Origin of the sequence: Bradyrhizobium sp. Mp27 (assembly GCF_029953005.1) — a bacterium.
Classification (GTDB): domain Bacteria; phylum Pseudomonadota; class Alphaproteobacteria; order Rhizobiales; family Xanthobacteraceae; genus Bradyrhizobium; species Bradyrhizobium barranii.
Map to the genome: position 1 here is coordinate 96,173 of NZ_JASAUS010000009.1, position 18,441 is coordinate 114,613.

An 18,441-nucleotide genomic window follows, 5' to 3' on the forward strand; every position below is an offset into this window, starting at 1 on the left:
GCGTTGCTCTGATCAAAACATTCTGGGAAAGGCGGGACGCGCGGTCCCGCCTTCAGGCAATCTTACCAGCCCTTGTAGGGCAGTACCGGCGCCTTCTCGGCATTGGCCTTCGGCCATACCGCGACGTAGTTCTCGCCATCCTGGAGCTGGATGATGGCGCCGGAAGCCAGGATGTTCTGGCCCTTGTCGTCGAACTTCACGCCCTTGTAGCCGATCATGAGCTGCTCGGGCTTGAGGTCCGTCGCCTTCAGCGCGGCCTGGATCTTTGCAGGCTCGGTCGAGCCGGCGCGGTCGATGGCATCGGCCAGCACGAAGAAGCCCTGCATCTGCCGGGCGACCGTGTCGTCCATCTCCTCGCCGCTCTTCTTCTTGTACATGTCGGCGATGATGGCGGACGGCGAGCCCGGCGGTCCCACGACCCAGGACGAACGGTTGAAGACGCCTTGCGAGATCTTGCCGACGGCCTTGGTGAAGGACGGATCGGAATAACCGGCGTCATCGGCAAGCAGCACGGCCGGCTTGTAGTCGAGCGACTGCATCGTCTTGGCGAACAGGATCGCGTCCGACGTGTAGCTGATCATGATGACGACGTCGGGCTTCTTGTCCTTGAGCTGGAGTACCTGTCCCTGCAAGTCGGTCGCGTTGACGGGATAGGCAACGTCGAGCGCGATCGGCTGGCCCTTCTCCTTGAAGGCAGCCGCGATCGTGTTCGCGACCGATGTGCCGTATTCGGTGTTGTCGTGGACCACCGCGACGTTGTCGGTCTTGGCGCCCTGCGCCTTGATGTCGGCGAGGAAGTCGACATAGATCTTGGCGAAGTCCGTGGCGATCGGCGTGGTGCGGAAGAACCATTTGAAGCCGCGCTCGGTGAGATTGGCGGCGACCGATTCAGAGTTCAGGAAAGGGATTCCGTATTTTTCCGCGATGGCGCTCGAGGTCAGCGTGACGCCGGACTGATACGAGCCGAACACGGCCGCGACCTTCTCTTCCGTGATCAGGCGCAGCGCCTGATTCTGGCCCGTTGCGGGGTTGCCCTGGTTGTCGGCGATGATCACCTCGACCTTGGCGCCGCCGAGGCCGGCGAGCCCGGCGTTCTTTGCCAGCGGGAAATTACCGAGCTCGGGATGGGCGTTGTTGATGATGTCGGTTGCGACATCCAGCGCCGCCTTGGCGTGCGCGCCAATCGAGGCGGTGCCGCCGGACATCGGCATGATCACACCGATCTTGACGACCTTGTCCTGCGCGTGGACGCCGGACGTAAGCGCTAGAGACATCGCGGCCGCGCAAAACAGCCTGGTGACGTGCTTGAAATTCATCAAATCAGACCTCCCAAAGGGTTTCCCCGACCAAGCTATTTTGGAAGCTGCAGGCTAAGCGCCCGCTTCCGTTTGTTTATGCCTGGTGGATCTAGGATGGCATGCCAGCCGGACACCGGCAAGGTGAAACGGACTTGCGCAATGCTGCATGGGAGGCAGCGAACGCGCCGGCGCGGGCGGCGTTCAAATCCGGCGTCGTCCGGCGCGAACGCGGTAACCCGAACGGCGGACGCCATTGCCATCTGCAGGGGGGGGTTAACGCTGCGACTGCGCCAAGCGCGGTCCGCTGGCGTAACCCGGCCCCCGTGTGTTTCCGCGAACGCAGAGGCGGTGGGTTACGCTGCCGCCAACCCACCCTGCGAAACGCCGTCAGCCGACGACGTCGCCCGCCCGCAGCAGCGTCGTGAAGCCGCCATAGATCATGCGCTTGCCGTCGAAGGGCATGTCGGCGCCCTTGAACCGCTCATCGGCCATCACCTTCTTGTTGACGGCATCGCGGGTCTCCCGGTCACGGTAGACGATCCAGGAGAACACCACGACCTCGTCCTCCTTCGCGATCACCGCGCGCGGAAACGAGGTCAATTCGCCATAGGGCACGTCGTCGCCGACGCACTCGACGTAATCGAGCGCGCCGTGCTCCATCCACACCGCGCAGGCCTTTCGCGCCAGCGCCTTGTAGGCCTCGATCTTGTCCTTCGGCACGGCCAGCACGAAACCATCGACATAGGGCATCACGGGATCTCCTTTGGGTTGCCTGCCCCAAGGACGAAGCGGCGCACGGCGATCCGACACGTCATCGACCCGCAAGGTGAGGCAAACTGTCGCGAGGATTTCGTGCGCTACTTCACATTTGAAGCTCGCCGCGCCGTGACATCATCCCGGACGTTTGCGCTCGAACATCGGCTACTTCAGATTGCAGTTGAGAGGGCAGCTTGCATGAGCACCCGCCTGTCATTGCTTTGTGTCCACGGCGTCGGTCACGCGGAGATCGACGCCGAGTTTCGAAAGTCATGGTCCGAGGCGATCATACGCGCCGTCCAGTCCGTCGATCAGAGCCTCAACCCGGCCATCGACTTCCTCTCGTATGACGACCTGTTCGACAAGAGCCCGCCCAACCTCGTCACCTACGGCATCGCGCTGGCGAAACTGCTGGCGAGCGCGACCGTCCACGGGATCGGTGATCTGCTCGCGGGCACACGCAGCCTCGAAGACGTACCAACCCTGATCAGATGGACCGCTGGCATGGTCGCCCAGTGGTCGGTGGATGAGCAGCTGCAGGCCGCGCTGCGCGGCGCAGTCCTCGACAAGCTGAAGAGCGGCAACTACGACGTTGTCCTGGCTCACAGTCTCGGCTCGCTGATCTGCTACGACACGTTCGTGCGCAACCCCGCTGCGATCAGGGACAAGGTCTTCGTCACGTTCGGCTCGCAAATCGGCAATCCAGCGGTGCGCGACATCTTCGCAGGCCGCATTCAGGACCTTCCCAGCCGGAAATGGTACCATCTGTTCAACCGGGAAGATCGCGTTCTCACCTATCCGCTCGAGATCGCCGCAGACAATTTTCAGCAGGTACTGACACCGTTCGATGTCCCCAACGATCTCCTGAATCACAACGCGACCTGGTACCTGTCGCGCCCCGAGACCGTCGCCACCGTCTGGCACGACGTGGTCCCGGTGCCGGCGTCACGCTCCATCGTCAGCGCCGCGCGGGGGATTGCCCGCATTGACGCCCGGCCGACCCGCCGCGCCCTGCTGATCGGCATCAACGACTATCCCAAACCCGCGGACAGGCTCGAAGGATGCGTCAACGACGTATTCCTCATGAGCTCGGTGCTGCAGGAAAGCGGCTTCAAGCCTGACGAAATACGCGTCGTGCTCAATGAGCGGGCGACGGCGCAGGGCATTATGGAAGGCTTCACTGGCTGCTCGAGGGCGTCCGCGACGGCGACGAGCGTATGCTGTTCTACTCGGGCCATGGCGCCCAGATTCCCAGGTACAGCCCGAGCGGCGCACCGGATAGCGTCGACGAGTGCCTGGTCCCCTATGATTTCGACTGGACGCCCGAGCACGCGATTCTCGACCGCCAGTTCAGCCAGCTCTACTCGCAGCTTCCATATGACTGCTATTTCGTCGCCATGCTCGACTGCTGCCATTCCGGCGGCATGACACGTGACGGCGGTCCGCGCATCCGCGGCCTGACGCCGCCCGACGATATCCGCCACCGGGCGCTGCGGTGGGAGGCAAGCGAAGGCATGTGGGTGCCGCGCGAGTTCCCTCCCCTCAACGAGAGCCTGAGCAAGAGCAAGAACGGCGCCGACTATCTCGGCGACAACGGCGCCACGCAGCGGCTCGGGCGCAGCATGGCGCTCCGCACCCAGCCCGACAAGGAATACAACAAGACGCGGGCCGAGCTCGGGCATCACGGTCCTTATCTGCCGATTCTCCTCGAGGCCTGCCAGGAGCAGGAGCTAACCTATGAATATCGTGACGGCGTCACGTCGTATGGCGCCTACACGTTCTGCATGGCGAAGGTGCTGCGCGAACAACGAGACCGCGGCGCCAATCCGTCGTTCCAGGAGCTGAGCGAGCTCGTCACGGCCAAACTCCGTCGCCTCAAATACAACCAGACGCCCAATCTCGTCGGCGCCAAGACGCGCGTCGGCGCGAAAATTCCATGGGGCGCGGCAGAAGCAGGTCGCGGCCAGCGGCGGACGCCGAAAAAGCGTGCCGCCAAGACGGGCCGGAAGAAGCGCCGCTAATCGTTTCGCCTTGGATCGCCGCGCGGCGCATCGCGGGCGCCATGAGTCCGGCCAAGGCGCCGAGGCCGCACCGACGAAAGGGGAGGCCTGCCGACGGCGCGTCAGGCTCGCGACGCGGGCCCGATTCAGAGCAGGTTATGATCTGGGTAAATCGCCCGGAACTGGCTGGGGAACCTGGATTCGAACCAAGACAAACAGAGTCAGAGTCTGTTGTGCTACCGTTACACCATTCCCCACCGAAGTGCTTGATATCACAAGACTTTCTTCGGAAGTTTTGCAAGCCGCAGCAAAAGTTTTGCAAATCAGCGGCGCGCTGGCGCTCATATAGCCGCGCCGGCGTTCGCGGTCTAGCCCCTCTGTGAGCATCGCCGCTTGTTCTCGCTGCGTTCGCGCCATGGAAACGCCTGCACACCGCAGCCGGCGATCGCCCGAACGAAGCGCGGGAGGGTTTACAGGCTGATCCGATGACCTAATCGCCCAAGACCACGGATCGCTTGCCATAGAATTCGCCGACGCAATCATTCGGCAGCTGGCCCGGATTTTTGGTTAGCTCACCGTCCATCAGCATGGACGGCTTGACCGATCTCTTGGGGACGACGACATCCAGGTCCTTGGTCGTCCGAAGAAATTGATGCCTCTGGACACTCTCGCTCCAGAAGGTCGCGAATTGCGACTCCTCGGCGCGAGACGTATCCCAGCGCGACGCTATCGAGGAGCAAAAAAGAAAGGAGCCCGCAGGCCACCAGGGCCGTCATGCGAACATGGGCATGATGGCCCAGGGAGGGAAGGAAGCGGGCAGCCAGGGCGACGACGCAGCCCCCTCCGGCAAGAAGAAAAACCACCACCTGATTCCGCCCTCGCGTCGCGAGATCCTCGGCCGTCGCAAAATAGGCAATGACGTAAGCGGTATAGAGACCAGCGAGCACCGCCGCCACGAGCCCGACGATCAAGACCAGCAGCCGCGCCGCCGGCCTCGGTTGCGAAGGCACCACGAAGACCGAAAACAACGCCACGAAACCGAGCCAGGCCCACGTCGCGGATTCGGTGTAATGCCGGACCAGCTCGAGCCACAGATAGTACAACCCCATCGAGAAGGAAGCGGCGATCTTCCCCCCCTCCGGATATGCCGCCATCCGGACCGCATTCCCCGGTGACAAAAGCAGGATCGCAAGTCCGATGAAGGTCGCCGTCAGCATCGCTGCATGGCCCGCCAGTTGCGGGCGAGGATGGTAGAACGCGCGATAAAGCGCGGAACCGGCGACGAGGGCCACGATCCAAAATGGCGTGAACTCGTTGGCCAGAGCACCCAGGAAGCCGATTGCGGAGAGAACGACGATTTGGCCGGTCGAGAGCACGGTTTCGTTCGCTGCGGACCGCACCAGCTCGACGAGGATGATGATCACGAAGAGGGCGGGAACCATGTAGGACGCACTGCCCGAGATCCAGTAAAGCATCTCGCGCAGACTGATCGCCAGAACGAAGCTCGCCGCGCAGAGCATTGCACCCGCCAAAACTCTCTCTGGCCACGACAGGCCGGTCCACATTCGACCGGCCCAATAAACGCTGACTGCCAAGAAGATGGCCATGCCGCAAATGAGTATGACCGGATAGACGACCACGTAATCGACGCCTGTCACCTTGCTGACAACGGCGGGGGCGGCGATCGCCACAAGCGAGGTCAGTCGGCCCATCCGGTGCAAATAATAGGATTTGACCATTCCGACGAGACCCATGCTGTTGACGCGTTCGTCACGCAATAATCGTCGGATTCAGGCATCGCATAGAGCGCGATGGACGCGAACCAGAGCAGGATGAAGAGAGCGACAGAAGCGGCCACGATAGGCATCACGTCCGGCATGCGGCTTCCGAGGCGCACAGGAAATCCCCCAAATCAACAGAGCAAAGCGGCAGCAACGTGAGAGCGAACAGCCCCGAACGCAACCCTCGTTATGCAACGCGGCACAGAAGATCACAGGTTCCGCGGGCAAACAATCGAAAGGCTAGTTCGAGCCGCAGACTCGAACCACGATCTCAGCCTTGCCGTTCGCGATCATCACCTGGCCGTATTCGTCCTGCGGCGGGCTCTCCTCGTAGCGGAGCGGGATCGTGGTGATCGCTTCCTGCGCATCGCCGCCCGGCTGCTGCGTCTTCACGTCGAGGATCAGGATCTTCGGATTGATCCCCTGCGGCGAGCGCCTGGTCAGCCGGGCCTGCCAGCCATCGGTCGGTACCCTCACGTCGCCGACCATGACCAGCTTGGGCGGCGCGCCCGGCGCCCGGTCGATCCAGACCTTGAAGGTGTTTCTCAGCAGGACAGTCATGACACGTCTCTCCTTTGCCAAGCTGCGAATTGTCCGCTCCTCGTCCCGACCTGTGGCGCCGACCTTTCGCCTATCAAATCAGCGCAACCTGACGGACAGATATCAGGCCCCGACAAACCGCCTCCTCCTCCGACCAGGCTTTCAAGTCCCGGCTGCCGCCCTGGCGCGGATCGCGTTAGCGACGGCCGGAGCCTCACCGCCAAGCGCCTTCATAGTAGATCCATTCGGCGCTCGTCGTGTGTGTCATGCTCCTCACCCGCGGTTGTCTCTTGCGACGGAGAACGGGTCGATCGGTTTACGGCCGACCGTGCTTTGGCGGCGGAGGAAGGATAGGCTTGCAAGGCGAAGCTGATCGTGAAAGGCGCGTGAATTCGGCGGTCGAGAGGCGTCTCAACGGGTCAAGCGGATCTGTGCTTCCCCCGATGCAGCCGGTCTCGCCACCCGCGAAGGGCGATTCACGTTCAAATCACGTTGCCAGACTAGGATCATCGTCGACTTTGGGAAGTCTACGATCGGCCGGCGCGGTCCACCGTTCCAGAGCCGGCCGAGACCGCTCCGTTCGCCGCCAATCTCGACGACCTGAAGGAAGCCGATCTGACCTTTTTTCGAACGGCCGGCAATGCCGCCGGCGGAAAGCCAAGGGAGACCGCAATGAAATTCGAGATGTTCGACGTCGAAAACTATGACAAGTGGGGCGAGCTCGTGAAAAAATGGGCTCGCGATCGGTCGTCGCGCCCGACCACCGTCGCCGAATTCCAGGACCAGCTCCTGAAGGCCGACGTGATGGCGAAATATCCGCAGAAATTCACCGAGCTTGTCTTCATCGAGGCGGGCTACGATGACGGCAAGCTGCTGATCAAGCTGCCGCCGGCCGAGCTGCTCAATGAGGCCGAAAAGGAGGTGCAAGGCACCTCCCCTTACCCAATGCCGCCGTTCTACGCGAGCGACATGAAGGACAGCAGCCTGAAGAACGATACCCCCAGCAGCAGGCTGCTGTTCCATTCGAAGCGTGTCGGCGAGTACACGATCAAGTTCTGCGGGTGAGCAGGCACCCGCTCACCATGCGTGATGCCTGAAGCCGACGACCGGGACGCCTGCGCCGCCTATGCCATCGCGCAGGCGCTCCCAATCCTCGCGACGGGCAATTGGTTGCGCATGGAGCAGCCAGAGCGCGATGTCCTGGTCGGCGGGCGGCTTGCCGAACCATATCGCGCGGATTCCATCGAGGAATTTCCTGGCCTCGAGGCGCGCCTCTTCTGTCCTGCCGAGATGATACAGTGCGGCCGCCCTCCAGCCCGGGAGCGTTTTCGCCACGTTGTTGGCGCGATCGATCCCCTCGATCGCCTCCAGGTAATTGCCTCGCATGAACTGAAGCACGGCGCGATAGGGCCAGTGCAGTGGCGGCGGCGACCAGAACACCTTGAGAGCTTCTGCCACGAGTTCGTTGCCACGCTCGAAATTGCCGCAAAACCCGTGGCAGGACGCTGCCGACAGCAACGTCCAGGGATCGTTGCCGTTGAGCTCGCATGCGAGATCGACGTGGGCACTGGCTTCCGAATATTGCATCAGCATCGCCTGCGACCAGCCGAGGCAGAGCTGGGCCCTGGAATCGACGGGGTCGAGCTGCACCGCCGTTCTCGCAAGCTCGAGCGTGGACCTCGCCTTCGTCAGATCGCGGAACAGGCCCGGAAACACGAGATGCTCGGTATTGTTCATTTGAACCAGCGCGCTGTAGCTCGGCGAAAAGTTCGGAGCGACGGCGATCGCCTCGGTCAGGAGCGCGGTCGAAGCGCGCCAATGTTCGGCGCTGAAGCTTCCGAAGCTGGCCTGTGCGCGAAGCCAGCGGTCGTAGATGTCCAGGGACACGTCCGGCGCGACGGCCACGCGCGTCAGCCGCTCGGTCGACAGATAGACGTTCACCGAAAGCGCCGTGCGTTGCACGATCCTTTGTTGCACCTGGAACCAGTTCTCGAGCTTCAGCTCGAACGTGTCGCTCCAGATATAGACGCCGGCGTTCGTCTCTCGCAGCGTCAGCACCATGCTGATCGTGTCACCTGCCTGATAGGCGGTCGCCGCCACGCTGTAGCGGGACGCTGCCGTACGCTCTCCCGGCGCCACGGGCTGTTGCGTAGTGCCGTCTCCGACATACCACTCGCGGAATTTGGTCAGGCAGGCGATGAGATGATGTCGAAAGCCCGTCACGAGGTGGACGCGGTCCGCGCTTACGCCGTTCATGCTGAACGGATCGACCAGGATCGCGATCTTGGCCGCCGCCCGGGACGAGGCCGGCGAAGGTCTCGGCGCTTCATCGGCGGTCGAAACCTGTGCGCCGTCGCGCTGCATCTGATCGCCCGCAGCGGATGCGGCCTCACCCTCGAATTGGCCGTTCTTGATGTCGGCGATCAATTGCTGGGTCTTGGCCGAAGGCTCCATCCCATATTCATCGTCGAGGATGTTCCACAAGGTCTTGTAAACACGGAGCGCGCCGGACAGGTCGCCTTCTTCCGCGCGCGTCTGCATCGCGTAGCGGCACGCCTCCTCGTGGGTCGGGTCGAGATTCAGGATGGCCTCGGCCAGCGCGCGCCTGTTCGCCACGGCAAGTCCGACGTTCCTGAGGCCGGCCTCGAGTGCACGCGAGATGCGATCATGGAAGGTCTGCCGCTTGGCGAGAAGCCAGACACGGAACGACGGGTCGATATCGTCGAGGCCCGCGAGAAGAGTTTCCATGACACCTGGCGCGCTCATCAGCAGCGGATGCGCCTGTTGCGCTTCGGCCTCTCGCAAGGTGTCGAGGAGATCGACATGCAGCCGATGGCGATCCATTTCGACGAGCATTTTCTCGATCTGCAATCCGTCATATCCGGCCTCCAGGAACGTTTCCCGCAACTCATGGAGGACCTGGCGAAGCGACGCACGCGCCTTGTATTCGTCGGACTCGCTCCACAGCAGCCCGACCAGACGCTCGCGTGTTTCCTGGTGGCGATCCGTTAATGCCAGGTAGCCGAGAACCGCCCGCGACTTTCGGCTCTTGACCCGAATTTCCCGCCCCGCGAATGCGACGGACAGACCGCCCAAAACGGAAATCGACAGGCTTTCGCTCGGCTTGGGAATTCCACCATCCCTTGCAATGGACTTCGAGAGAGGTGCACGAGCGCTCACTTTGGATCCGCTCCGATAAATCGCTTTTGGGAATAACAGCAACTATAACAAACTAATTCCACGTGTATAGGCATCGCCTCCTCCGGTCGTGCGCCGAGCGGACACCAGACGTTCGGTCACGACGTCGGACGGCTCCATCTGGAGCGCCGGCGCGACGATCCGAACGACGGCAATCCCGAACATGGGACGGGTCAGATCGATGGCAAACGTCTCGACGCCTCTGGCTGACAGTCTCTCGATCAATGCAGCGAGCTGCCGCGCGGGCGTGTCCGGGCTGAACTCGACGGTTGCGTGGCGGGGCGCGATCGGATGCAGCAGCTCACAACTCGCGGCATCGATCAGCGTGCTGCGAGCGATGTGACGATGATCATGTTCGTTCAGCCGCTCGTCGCCTCCTTCCCGGCGCTTCTGCTCGACGACGGCATAGGCCAATTCCATCTGGCACATCTCCGTCAGCGCCGAGCGGACCGCATTCTCGACACTCAAGCGTGCAGCCAGTCCGCAGGCGAAGCCGCTGCCATCGGCGCAGCAGGAGATCGCCACGATGCAAGGCACCGACATGTCGGTGGTGATCTCGAGCAGCCAGGTTCGCCTCGTCGTGACGCCGCCGCGCGCTTGTGCAACCCAGGCTGCGGCCGTTGCCGCGGCGTGCCCCTCCAGTGCAATCTGCCGCCCGCGAAGGCCGCCGCGCCACCACAGGCTCGCCGCATCCCTCTCGACCAGCTCCAGCATCCCGTGCAACGCAGCCGTCTCGAACGAGGTGCCGGCCGCGCAGCCCGAGCTCAGGCTGAATGGCGGCGTGAGCGCGCTTCGCTCGGGCGTGCGGCGCAGGCACAGGTCCGCCGGAAACGGCACCGGCCGGCCGCTCGATAGCTGCGTCGCTTCGATCCAATCGACGTCGTTGCCCACCGACAGCCGCATGAACTCGGTCAGGACCGACCGGGATGCGGGATCGAAGGCGGCAAGTCCATCTGCGATCGGGCCCTGGTGAAGACGATCCAGCACGGTCTCGAACTGGGAGAGGTATTCGACCCCTTCTCCGATGCATGATTCGAAAGCCTGACGAAGCGAGAGACCGGCGCCGGATGCACTCGAGCGAGCCTGATGCGAGAAGGTGGAATCGACGCCGGTCGCACTGATCTCCGCGCCGAAGAACGTGACTCCCGGAGCATCACTGGAGACCAGCTGGAAGACGTCGGAAAATCTGGCCGCCGCTTCGAGCAGCGCGATGCGATTGCGCGTCTCTAACGGCTCCGTCCCACCCGACGGGAGGTAGTCGAGTTTCTCGAGGATGGATTCTAGCTCACGATCACGGCCGTGCGCTGGCGGGCCCGCCAGATATGCGGCCAACCGCTCGAACAGATTGGTTGCCTTCGATGCTTCCATCGGTCGGTTCCGCTACCCGGCAGGGTACAGCTGCGATCGACAGCATGCCATCAAGGCCCCCGCGGCAGGTCAAGACATTCGTGCGATGATGCCGCGACCGTGCGAATTCACGCTGGCTTCACGCCCCCGCATGATGATCGGCCCTCGACCGTAACGGGTTAGATGGCCGGTATGTGGAAAAATGGCTTTGTCGTTGCTATGGCAGCGGAATTTTCGTTCGCGGCCTATCATCGACCGATTTCGATCCGACGCAAGGTCCGGCGATGGATCATCGTGTCCCGCTGCGGTCCGAACTCGGAGTTCATCACCATCGCGAGCGCAGCGGGCAAGGTTGAACCGGAGGCCGAAGCTCCGATCGGCCTCGCGCCGGTCAACACGGCCGTTGGCATTCTCCTGTCGGAAACCGCGGAGGACATTACGTTCCTGATGCTTCGGCAGCAGCCGACCCATTTTCCGATCGCAGGAACATTCTTCCCGACCGACGGCTACAGCCGGATTTTCGAGTCACAAGGCAGGTTTCGCCTGCGGAGCGAAGGACGACACGCGCACCGTGCGCGAGGCCTCGACAGTCACGTCCGCAGCGACGTGCCGGATCCCCTGCCGAACGCGCAACGCGCAATGGGCTGGCACGTCGAGGCTGTCAGGCACAACTGGGTTGGCGAGTTCTTCGAATGAGGGCCGAGCCCCGAGCTCAGCGGGGATCGTGAGGAAGCTGAGCCGACAGCGACCCGTCCGCCAGATAAGCCACCGTCGCCTACTCCAGCTTGATATTCGCCGCTTCGATCACCTTCTTCCACCGCTCGGTCTCGGAGGCGATGTAGGCCTTGAAAGGTTCGGAATCGACCGCAACCGCGGCGGCGCCGAGCTCGGCCATCTTCTGCACCGTCTCCGGCTGCTGCATGAAGGCGCGGATCTCGCCCGACAGCTTTTCGACGATGGGCTTCGGCGTGGCCGCGGGAACGAAGAAGCCGTGCCAGGCCACGGCCTCGAAGCCCGGCAGGAATTCGGCGACGGCCGGGACTTCCGGATCGAAGGCGGCGCGCTTGGGCGTTGCAGTGGAGAGCATCGCGAGCTGGCCGGTCTTCACCTGCGGTAGCAGCAGCGGCACGTTGTCGAAGGCAAGATCGATCTGGCCGCTCAACAGATCCGTCAGCATCTGGCTGGAGCCCTTGTAGGGCACATGCACCATCTTGGTACCGGTCATCTGTTGAAACAGTTCGGCGGCAAGATGCTGCGAGGTGCCGACGCCGGCCGAGCCGAACGAGACCTTGTCGGGTTCGCCTTCAGATAGGCGATCAGCTCCGGCACGGTGCGCGCCTTGATCTTGTTGGGATTCACCACGAGCACGTTCGGCACGACGCTGATCTGGGCGACCGCCACCAGGTCCCTGTCCGGCTGGTAGCTGAGCTTGGGCCCGTAGAGCGTGGGGTTGATCGCGAGCGCGGAGGTGCTGGCAAGGCCGAGCGTGATGCCGTCAGGCGCCGATTTCGCCAGCCGCGTCACACCGAGGATCGAGCCGGCGCCGCCGACATTCTCGACCACGAACGGCTTGCCGAGCTTCACTTGCAGATGGTTCGACACCATGCGCGCGAAGATGTCGGCGGTGCCGCCGGCGGCGAAGGGCACGATCACCGTCACCTGCTTGGACGGATAGCCGTCCTGCGCCTTTGCCGGCGACGTCGCCAGCAGCACGGCTGCGGCAAGACCAAGCCACATCGATCTCATCGAAGTTTCCCCTACTGTTGCTGTTTTGTTGATTGGGTGCCGCGCGCGGCGGAGGTGACTAGAACGCGACCTCGTACATGTTCAGGATCGCATCCCGGCCGAGGTCGCGCGGATTGTTGTCAAGCAAGCGGCGAATGGCGTGCGCCTCATCGGCCATGACGCCGAGATCGCCCTTGAGCACGCCGAGCGCGGACAGACGCATCTCGATGCCGAGGTTCTTGCAGAAATCGTAAGTGGCGTCGAATGCGAGCTTCGCATCGTTCTGCGCCGGCAGGCCGAGCGCCGCCAGCACCGCGACCGTCTTCGCCTCGACTGCCGGCATGTTGAACGCCAGCGTATGCGGGAAGATCACGGCACAGGCGAGCCCATGCGCGACATGATGGCGCGTGCCCAGCGGATAAGCGACGGCATGCCCGGCGGTGGTGTTCACCGGCCCAAGGCAATAGCCGCCATAGAGCGAGGCCAGGGAGAGACCCGCGCGTGCCTCGCGATCGCCGCCGTCGGCGACCGCCCGCTTGAGATATTGCCCGACCAGCCGCGCGCCCTCGAGCGCATAAAGGTCGATCATCGGATGCGCCTTGCGGCTGGTGTAGGCCTCGACGCAATGCGCCAGAGCATCGACGCCGGTGGCCGCAGTGACCTCCCTCGGCACCGTCATGGTGAGATCGGGATCGACGATGGCGATATCGGCGAGCATGAAGCGGGTCTGCACCGCCTGCTTGTTCTGGCTGACGGGATCGGTGACGAGCGCGCGGGTGCCCGCCTCGCTGCCGGTGCCCGACGTGGTCGGGATCTGCATCAGCGGCACGCTGCGGCCGGCGACTTTTTCCGGGCCAACGATATCGGCAAAGGCCACGTCGCTGGTGCAGAGCACCGCGACCAGCTTGGCGAGATCCATTGCGCTGCCGCCGCCGAAGCCGACGACGAGATCAGGCGCGACCTCTTTCGCCATCGCCACCGCCTTCTCCAGATTAGGCAGGTCCGGTTCAGGCTTGACGTCGCCAAACACTTTCACTGCGCCCGGCAGCGCCAGCGCGTCGACGCGGCGCGCATTGAACGCATCAGAGATCACCAGGGGCCGCCTGGCGCCGATCCGCTCGGCGAAGCGCGCAGCAGCCATGATGGTGCCGTTGCCGAATTCCAGGATGGTGGGACGTTGGATTTCGATGGGCGTGAAGGCGTTGGTCATCGTGCGCTCGATCTCATGACTTGGAGGCGGAGGCGCCAGCGGAGAGCCGCTCGGCATAGTCGATGGCCTCGATCAGGCTGTGCTCGTTGGCAATGCCCTTGCCGGCAATGTCGAAGGCGGTGCCGTGATCGACGGAGGTGCGGATGATCGGTAGGCCCAGCGTGATGTTGACGCCGGAGAGCTCCTGCCAGCGGCCGGTCGCGGGATCGACCTGAAAGCCCAGCAGTTTGACGGGGATGTGCCCCTGGTCGTGATACATCGCGACTGCAGCATCGTATTGGCCGGCGCGCAGCTTGACGAAGATGGTGTCGCCGGGCACCGGGCCGACGACGTCGAGGCCATCAGCAACGGCCTTGGCAATCGTCGGTGCCGAAACGTCGATATCCTGCCGGCCGAACAGACCGCCCTCGCCCGCATGCGGATTGAGCGCGGCGATCGCAATCTTCGGCTTGGCGATACCGAGCCGCAGCAAGGCCTCGTTGGTGAGATCGATCACCATGCGCAGACGCTCCGGCGTCAGGCGCTTCGGCACATCTTCCAGCGCCACGTGGGTCGAGACATGGCTGACGCGCATGTTGCCGTGGGCGAGCAGCATCACCGATCCGCGCACGCCGGTGAGGTGCGCCAGCATCTCGGTATGGCCAGGGAAGTGATAGCCGGCCTTGTTGAGTGCTTCCTTGTTGAGCGGCGCGGTGACAATCGCGGAGGTCCGCCCGGCCTGCGTCAGGCGCACGCCCTGCTCGATCGCCTTGTAAGCAAAGCGGCCGCCATCGGCGCTGAGCACGCCCGGCTTGATCGGGGTGCCCTCGACATCGGCCTGGAGGAAACAGAGGTTCGGCCAGTCAGCATCGTCAGCACTTACCTCCGGAATCGCAACGGCAGCGCCGAGCGCGGCCTTGGCACCATCGAGCGCGGCGCCGCTGCCGATGATCAGGATGCGCAAATCGCCTTTCGCGATCCGGTCCTTCAGCCCGACGCAGGCCTTGACGATGATCTCCGGGCCGATCCCGGCCGGATCGCCCATAGTGATGGCAAGATGACGAGAGGTCATGTCGGGCTCCCCAAATTCAGCAAATGATTGTCCCGGAGCAGATCGCGCCACAGCTCGCTGGTGCCGAACGCGCCGGATTTCGAGATGACATCGACGCCGGCCCAGCGGCCGCCTTGCAGCACCGAGCGCGGCAATCCCGGCACGATGCGCCCCGTCACCTGGAGCGCGTGCGCACCGAGCGCAACGCATACGGCCTTCAAGGTCTCGCCGCCAGCAACGATCAAGGTTCCGGGCGGATCGAGAGCCGAAATCAGCGTTGTCAGCTCGCGCGCGATCCGCTGGGCGGCCTCGGCGCGCGAAAGGCCATCCGCGAGCGCGAATTTCACCAGCGCCACCCCATCGTCAGCCAGCTTGCGTTGAACGCCTGCGCCCCCCTCACCTTCGGCCAACGCGACGGTGGCTTCGCCACATGCTGCGAGCTGGGAGGCAGTGGCGGCCTGGTCGGAACCGAACAGCCCCAGCACCGGCCGCTTCAGCCGGCTCGGGGCATCGGCGCGATGGCCGCGGGCGAGCGCGCCGGCCAGCCCGCCGCTTCCGCACCAGAGCACGGGCCCCGGCATCTGTCGCGCCATTTCGACCACGCGATCGAGGTCGATGTCGCTCTCGGCATCGAACACCTGAACGCCGCCTTGCGCGAGCGTGTCAGGGCCGCCCTGCCGCACCTCGATACCTTCCAGTTTCAATTGGTCCAGCAGGTTGTCGCCGACGCGATGCCAGTCACCCTGTACAGTGCGCGCGAATTGCTGGCCGCCGACGGTGCGGCGTCCCTGATAGTCGAAGGCCGGTGCGACCACACACGAGGCCCAATCGCCGCCGCGCAGGCAGGCGCCGAGCTCGGCCGCCCAGGCACCGCGGAGCAGGCTGTCGACCTTCTTGTAGGCGATCGTCCCACCCTGAAGCTGCGGCGCCAGCCGTCCGACGATCTCGACGCTGTCGGCTTTCGACCGCTCGCGGGTGCCGCTGTCGATCGCGAGGCTTTGCGCGCCCGGAGCCGCGGGCGAATCCGCCCAGGTGACGTCGAACGGTCCGCACAGACCGACGAACTCCGCCGCGGTGTCGAGCGCGCCGGTGAGATCGTCGGCAAGCAGGCGCACGACCGTCATCGTCATGCTGCTCCCGCGCCAAAGATCTTGCCGGGGTTCATCAGGCCGTTCGGATCGAGCAAGCGCTTGATGCCGCGCATCAGCTCGATATCGAGCGGATCGGCGACACGGGCCAGCCGGACGCGATTGGTGATCCCGATGCCGTGCTCGGCACTGATCGCCCCGCCCTGCGCTGCGGTCTCGTCGTCGACGATCTCATTGATTTGCGCCACCAGGGCGGCCTTCGTCGCCGGCTCCTGACAATGCGCACGGTCAATCAGGGCGATCACGTGGATGTTGCCGTCGCCGATATGGCCATGCATCACCACGCGGGCATGCGGTACCGCGGCCATAATTCGCGCCTCGACATTGGTGACGAAGTCCGCCTGGCGCTCCAGCGGCACAACGCTGTCGTGCGAGACGACATAGCCGCTGCGCTTGTTGGCTTCGGACACGCTGTGCCTGACGGCCCAGATCGCTTTCGCCTGCGCGAGGTTGGAGGCCAGGATGACGTCTTCGGCGATGCCGGCCTCCATCGCATCCGCCAGCGCCGTGGCGAGCGGCTCGTCGAGATCGACGCCCGCGAGCGTGTCGGTCAGCTCAACGATCAGGTACCACGGCGTCGTCAGCTCGAACGGGATCGTGACGTGCGGCACGGTCTCCGCGATCGCCTCGATCTGCGAGCGCGACATGATTTCGAGGCTGCCGAGCCGGTCGCCGACCACACCGCGCAGGCGCTGCATGATCTCGAGTGCCTGCGCGACACCCTGCAATTTCACCAGCGCCAGCGCCGAGCTGCGCGGCGGCGAGAACAGTTTCAGCACCGCCGCGGTGACGATGCCGAGCGTGCCTTCCGCGCCGATGAAGAGCTGCTTGAGCGCGTAACCGGTGTTGTCCTTGCGCAGCGCGCGCAGGCCGTTGAAGATACGCCCGTCGGGCAGCACGGCTTCGAGCCCGAGCACGAGATCGCGCGTCGGGCCGTAGCGCAGCACGGCCGTGCCGCCGGCATTGGTCGAGATGTTGCCGCCGATCCGGCAGGAGCCCTCGGCACCCAGGCTCAAGGGAAAGTAGCGATCAACGCTACGCGCCGCATTCTGGACCTCGGCGAGAATGCAGCCGGCCTCGACCGTGATCGTATTGGCGAGCGGACTGACGTCGCGCACGGCTCGCATGCGGTCGAGCCGGATCACGACATTGCCCGCTTGATCGTCCGGCGTCGCGGCTCCGCACATGCCGGTGTTGCCGCCTTGCGGCACGATCGCAAGGCGCCTGTCGGCGCAGTATTTGACGACGGAGGCGACCTCGGCGGTCGAGCCGGGCTTCACCACTGCGACCGCGCGGCCGCGATAGCGCCCGCGCCAGTCCACCACATAAGGCTCCTGGTCGGCTCCGGACGCGATGACGTGCTTGTCGCCGACGATCGCGGCGAGCCCGGCCAATGCATCCTGGAATGAGTCGGACATCAGGTCGCCTCGTCGTCCGTACCGAGCTTAGGCGGAGGCTGCGAATGCCGCAGCATTCGCAAGCAGCTCTTTCAGCTGGTCCGGCTGCAAGGACTCCAGCGGCGGCCGCAGCCGCTGCCAACCGGCGTGCTTCGTGCGATCAGCCGCAAGCGCCTTCAGCGAGGCCATCTGCGGAAATTGCGAGACCAGCTCGCGCGCCTTCACGATGCGCGCCTGCGCCGCCTTGAGCGCCGGATCGTCGTCGCTGTCGCCAAAGTGCTTGAAGACATAGGCAAGACTGCGCGCGACGACATTGGAGGTCGCGGTGATGCAGCCCGCGCCGCCCTTGCGCAGCAGCGGCAGCATCAACGGATCGGCGCCGCCGAGGACTGCGAAGCCCGGAAACCGTTCGACCATCGCCGTCATGTTGGCGAAGTCGCCGGACGAATCCTTGATGCCCGTGAACGTGGCCGGATAGGCCTCGCGCAGCCGCTCGATCAGCGCATGCGAGATCGGCTGCGCCGACATCTGCGGGTAGTGATAGAGGACGACTTTCAGGCGCGCATCACCGATGCGCTGCACCACCTCGCTGTAGGAGGCGAAGATGCCGTCATCTGTGACGTTCTTGTAGTAGAACGGCGGCAGCATCACCACCGTGTCGACGCCGACCGAGAGCGCGTGGCGCGTCAGCGTGATGGTGTCGCTGAGCGCGGCAACGCCGGTGCCGGGCAAAAGCCGTCGCGGCGCGATGCCGGCAGCCACCACCGCCTCCAGCAGCGCCGTGCGTTCGGCCACCGAAAAGGAGTTCGCCTCACCCGTCGTGCCCAGCATCGCGATACCGTCGCAACCCTCATCCAGGAGGTAGCGGCAATGCTCCACGAAACGCGCGCGATCGGGCGCGAGCTCGGCGTCGAGCGGCGTCAACGCGGCGGAGAACACGCCATGAGGGTGCAGCGATGATGTCGACAAAACTTCCTCCGATCGTCAGAACGATGTTGTTCGGAATGCGAA

15 protein-coding genes, 1 tRNA gene and 2 pseudogenes are annotated in these 18,441 nt (G+C 64.2%); 4 read left to right on the top strand and 14 right to left on the bottom strand.

Annotation, left to right across the window (positions count from 1 at the left end; translation table 11 throughout):
* Positions 1-62: 62 nt before the first annotated feature.
* Together QJT78_RS08710 and QJT78_RS08715 are read right to left on the bottom strand one after the other, a co-directional pair.
* Positions 63-1,316, bottom strand: coding sequence for an ABC transporter substrate-binding protein (locus QJT78_RS08710; RefSeq protein ID WP_028146588.1), 1,254 nt, complete (start codon positions 1,314-1,316; stop codon positions 63-65).
* 369 nt (positions 1,317-1,685) lie between these two features.
* Complete coding sequence (locus QJT78_RS08715; RefSeq protein WP_038941968.1) at positions 1,686-2,048, bottom strand: DUF1428 domain-containing protein; 363 nt, start codon at positions 2,046-2,048, stop codon at positions 1,686-1,688.
* 510 nt (positions 2,049-2,558) lie between these two features.
* Here QJT78_RS08715 and QJT78_RS08720 point away from each other — a divergent pair.
* Positions 2,559-4,075, top strand: a pseudogene (locus QJT78_RS08720) (caspase family protein).
* Positions 4,076-4,237: 162 nt separating this feature from the next.
* Here QJT78_RS08720 and QJT78_RS08725 read toward each other — a convergent pair.
* The 3 genes from QJT78_RS08725 to QJT78_RS08735 form a co-directional block, all read right to left on the bottom strand.
* Positions 4,238-4,311, bottom strand: a tRNA-Gln gene (locus QJT78_RS08725).
* A gap of 315 nt (positions 4,312-4,626) precedes the next feature.
* Positions 4,627-5,832: a DUF6056 family protein gene (locus QJT78_RS08730; RefSeq protein WP_157790112.1), complete on the bottom strand. Its 1,206-nt coding sequence runs from the start codon at positions 5,830-5,832 to the stop codon at positions 4,627-4,629.
* A gap of 243 nt (positions 5,833-6,075) precedes the next feature.
* Positions 6,076-6,396 carry a hypothetical protein gene (locus QJT78_RS08735; protein WP_038941970.1) on the bottom strand — a complete coding sequence of 107 codons (321 nt, stop codon included), beginning with the start codon at positions 6,394-6,396 and terminating at the stop codon, positions 6,076-6,078.
* A 651-nt stretch (positions 6,397-7,047) separates the two neighbouring features.
* Between QJT78_RS08735 and QJT78_RS08740 the strand changes: the two genes are divergently transcribed.
* On the top strand, positions 7,048-7,440 hold the full coding sequence (locus QJT78_RS08740) for a hypothetical protein (protein ID WP_028146593.1): 393 nt from the start codon (positions 7,048-7,050) through the stop codon (positions 7,438-7,440).
* Between the two features lie 12 nt (positions 7,441-7,452).
* On the opposite strand, the gene QJT78_RS08745 is transcribed toward QJT78_RS08740, so the two are convergent.
* A complete protein-coding gene (locus tag QJT78_RS08745; protein WP_157790111.1) occupies positions 7,453-9,219 on the bottom strand; it encodes a BTAD domain-containing putative transcriptional regulator in 1,767 nt (588 codons plus the stop codon).
* Between QJT78_RS08745 and QJT78_RS08750 the strand changes: the two genes are divergently transcribed.
* Positions 9,199-9,387, top strand: coding sequence for a hypothetical protein (locus QJT78_RS08750; RefSeq protein ID WP_157790110.1), 189 nt, complete (start codon positions 9,199-9,201; stop codon positions 9,385-9,387). The genes QJT78_RS08745 and QJT78_RS08750 overlap by 21 nt on opposite strands.
* Before the next feature lie 210 nt (positions 9,388-9,597).
* Here QJT78_RS08750 and QJT78_RS08755 read toward each other — a convergent pair whose 3' ends face one another.
* Positions 9,598-10,941: a YcaO-like family protein gene (locus QJT78_RS08755; protein WP_028146595.1), complete on the bottom strand. Its 1,344-nt coding sequence runs from the start codon at positions 10,939-10,941 to the stop codon at positions 9,598-9,600.
* A 273-nt stretch (positions 10,942-11,214) separates the two neighbouring features.
* On the opposite strand from QJT78_RS08755, the gene QJT78_RS08760 reads away from it, so the two are divergent.
* Positions 11,215-11,616, top strand: a complete 402-nt coding sequence (locus QJT78_RS08760; protein ID WP_155257689.1) for a hypothetical protein — start codon at positions 11,215-11,217, stop codon at positions 11,614-11,616.
* A 79-nt stretch (positions 11,617-11,695) separates the two neighbouring features.
* Here the strand turns inward: QJT78_RS08760 and QJT78_RS08765 are convergent.
* From QJT78_RS08765 to QJT78_RS08795, 7 genes and pseudogenes are all read right to left on the bottom strand, one after another.
* Positions 11,696-12,160 (bottom strand): annotated as a pseudogene (locus tag QJT78_RS08765) (tripartite tricarboxylate transporter substrate-binding protein); the annotation flags it as partial.
* On the bottom strand, positions 12,142-12,666 hold the full coding sequence (locus QJT78_RS08770; protein WP_335337528.1) for a tripartite tricarboxylate transporter substrate-binding protein: 525 nt from the start codon (positions 12,664-12,666) through the stop codon (positions 12,142-12,144). The gene QJT78_RS08770 and the pseudogene QJT78_RS08765, both read right to left, overlap by 19 nt.
* A gap of 58 nt (positions 12,667-12,724) precedes the next feature.
* Complete coding sequence (locus QJT78_RS08775; RefSeq protein ID WP_281460212.1) at positions 12,725-13,855, bottom strand: iron-containing alcohol dehydrogenase; 1,131 nt, start codon at positions 13,853-13,855, stop codon at positions 12,725-12,727.
* A 13-nt stretch (positions 13,856-13,868) separates the two neighbouring features.
* Positions 13,869-14,906, bottom strand: coding sequence for a 4-hydroxythreonine-4-phosphate dehydrogenase PdxA (pdxA, locus tag QJT78_RS08780; RefSeq protein ID WP_028146599.1), 1,038 nt, complete (start codon positions 14,904-14,906; stop codon positions 13,869-13,871).
* Positions 14,903-16,009 (bottom strand): four-carbon acid sugar kinase family protein, encoded by a 1,107-nt coding sequence (locus tag QJT78_RS08785; protein ID WP_028146600.1) that lies wholly within the window; start codon positions 16,007-16,009, stop codon positions 14,903-14,905. The genes pdxA and QJT78_RS08785 overlap by 4 nt, the downstream gene beginning before the upstream one ends.
* A 2-nt stretch (positions 16,010-16,011) precedes the next feature.
* On the bottom strand, positions 16,012-17,451 hold the full coding sequence (locus QJT78_RS08790) for an FAD-binding oxidoreductase (protein WP_028146601.1): 1,440 nt from the start codon (positions 17,449-17,451) through the stop codon (positions 16,012-16,014).
* Between the two features lie 27 nt (positions 17,452-17,478).
* Positions 17,479-18,399 (bottom strand): dihydrodipicolinate synthase family protein, encoded by a 921-nt coding sequence (locus QJT78_RS08795; protein ID WP_028146602.1) that lies wholly within the window; start codon positions 18,397-18,399, stop codon positions 17,479-17,481.
* Positions 18,400-18,441: the final 42 nt, after the last annotated feature.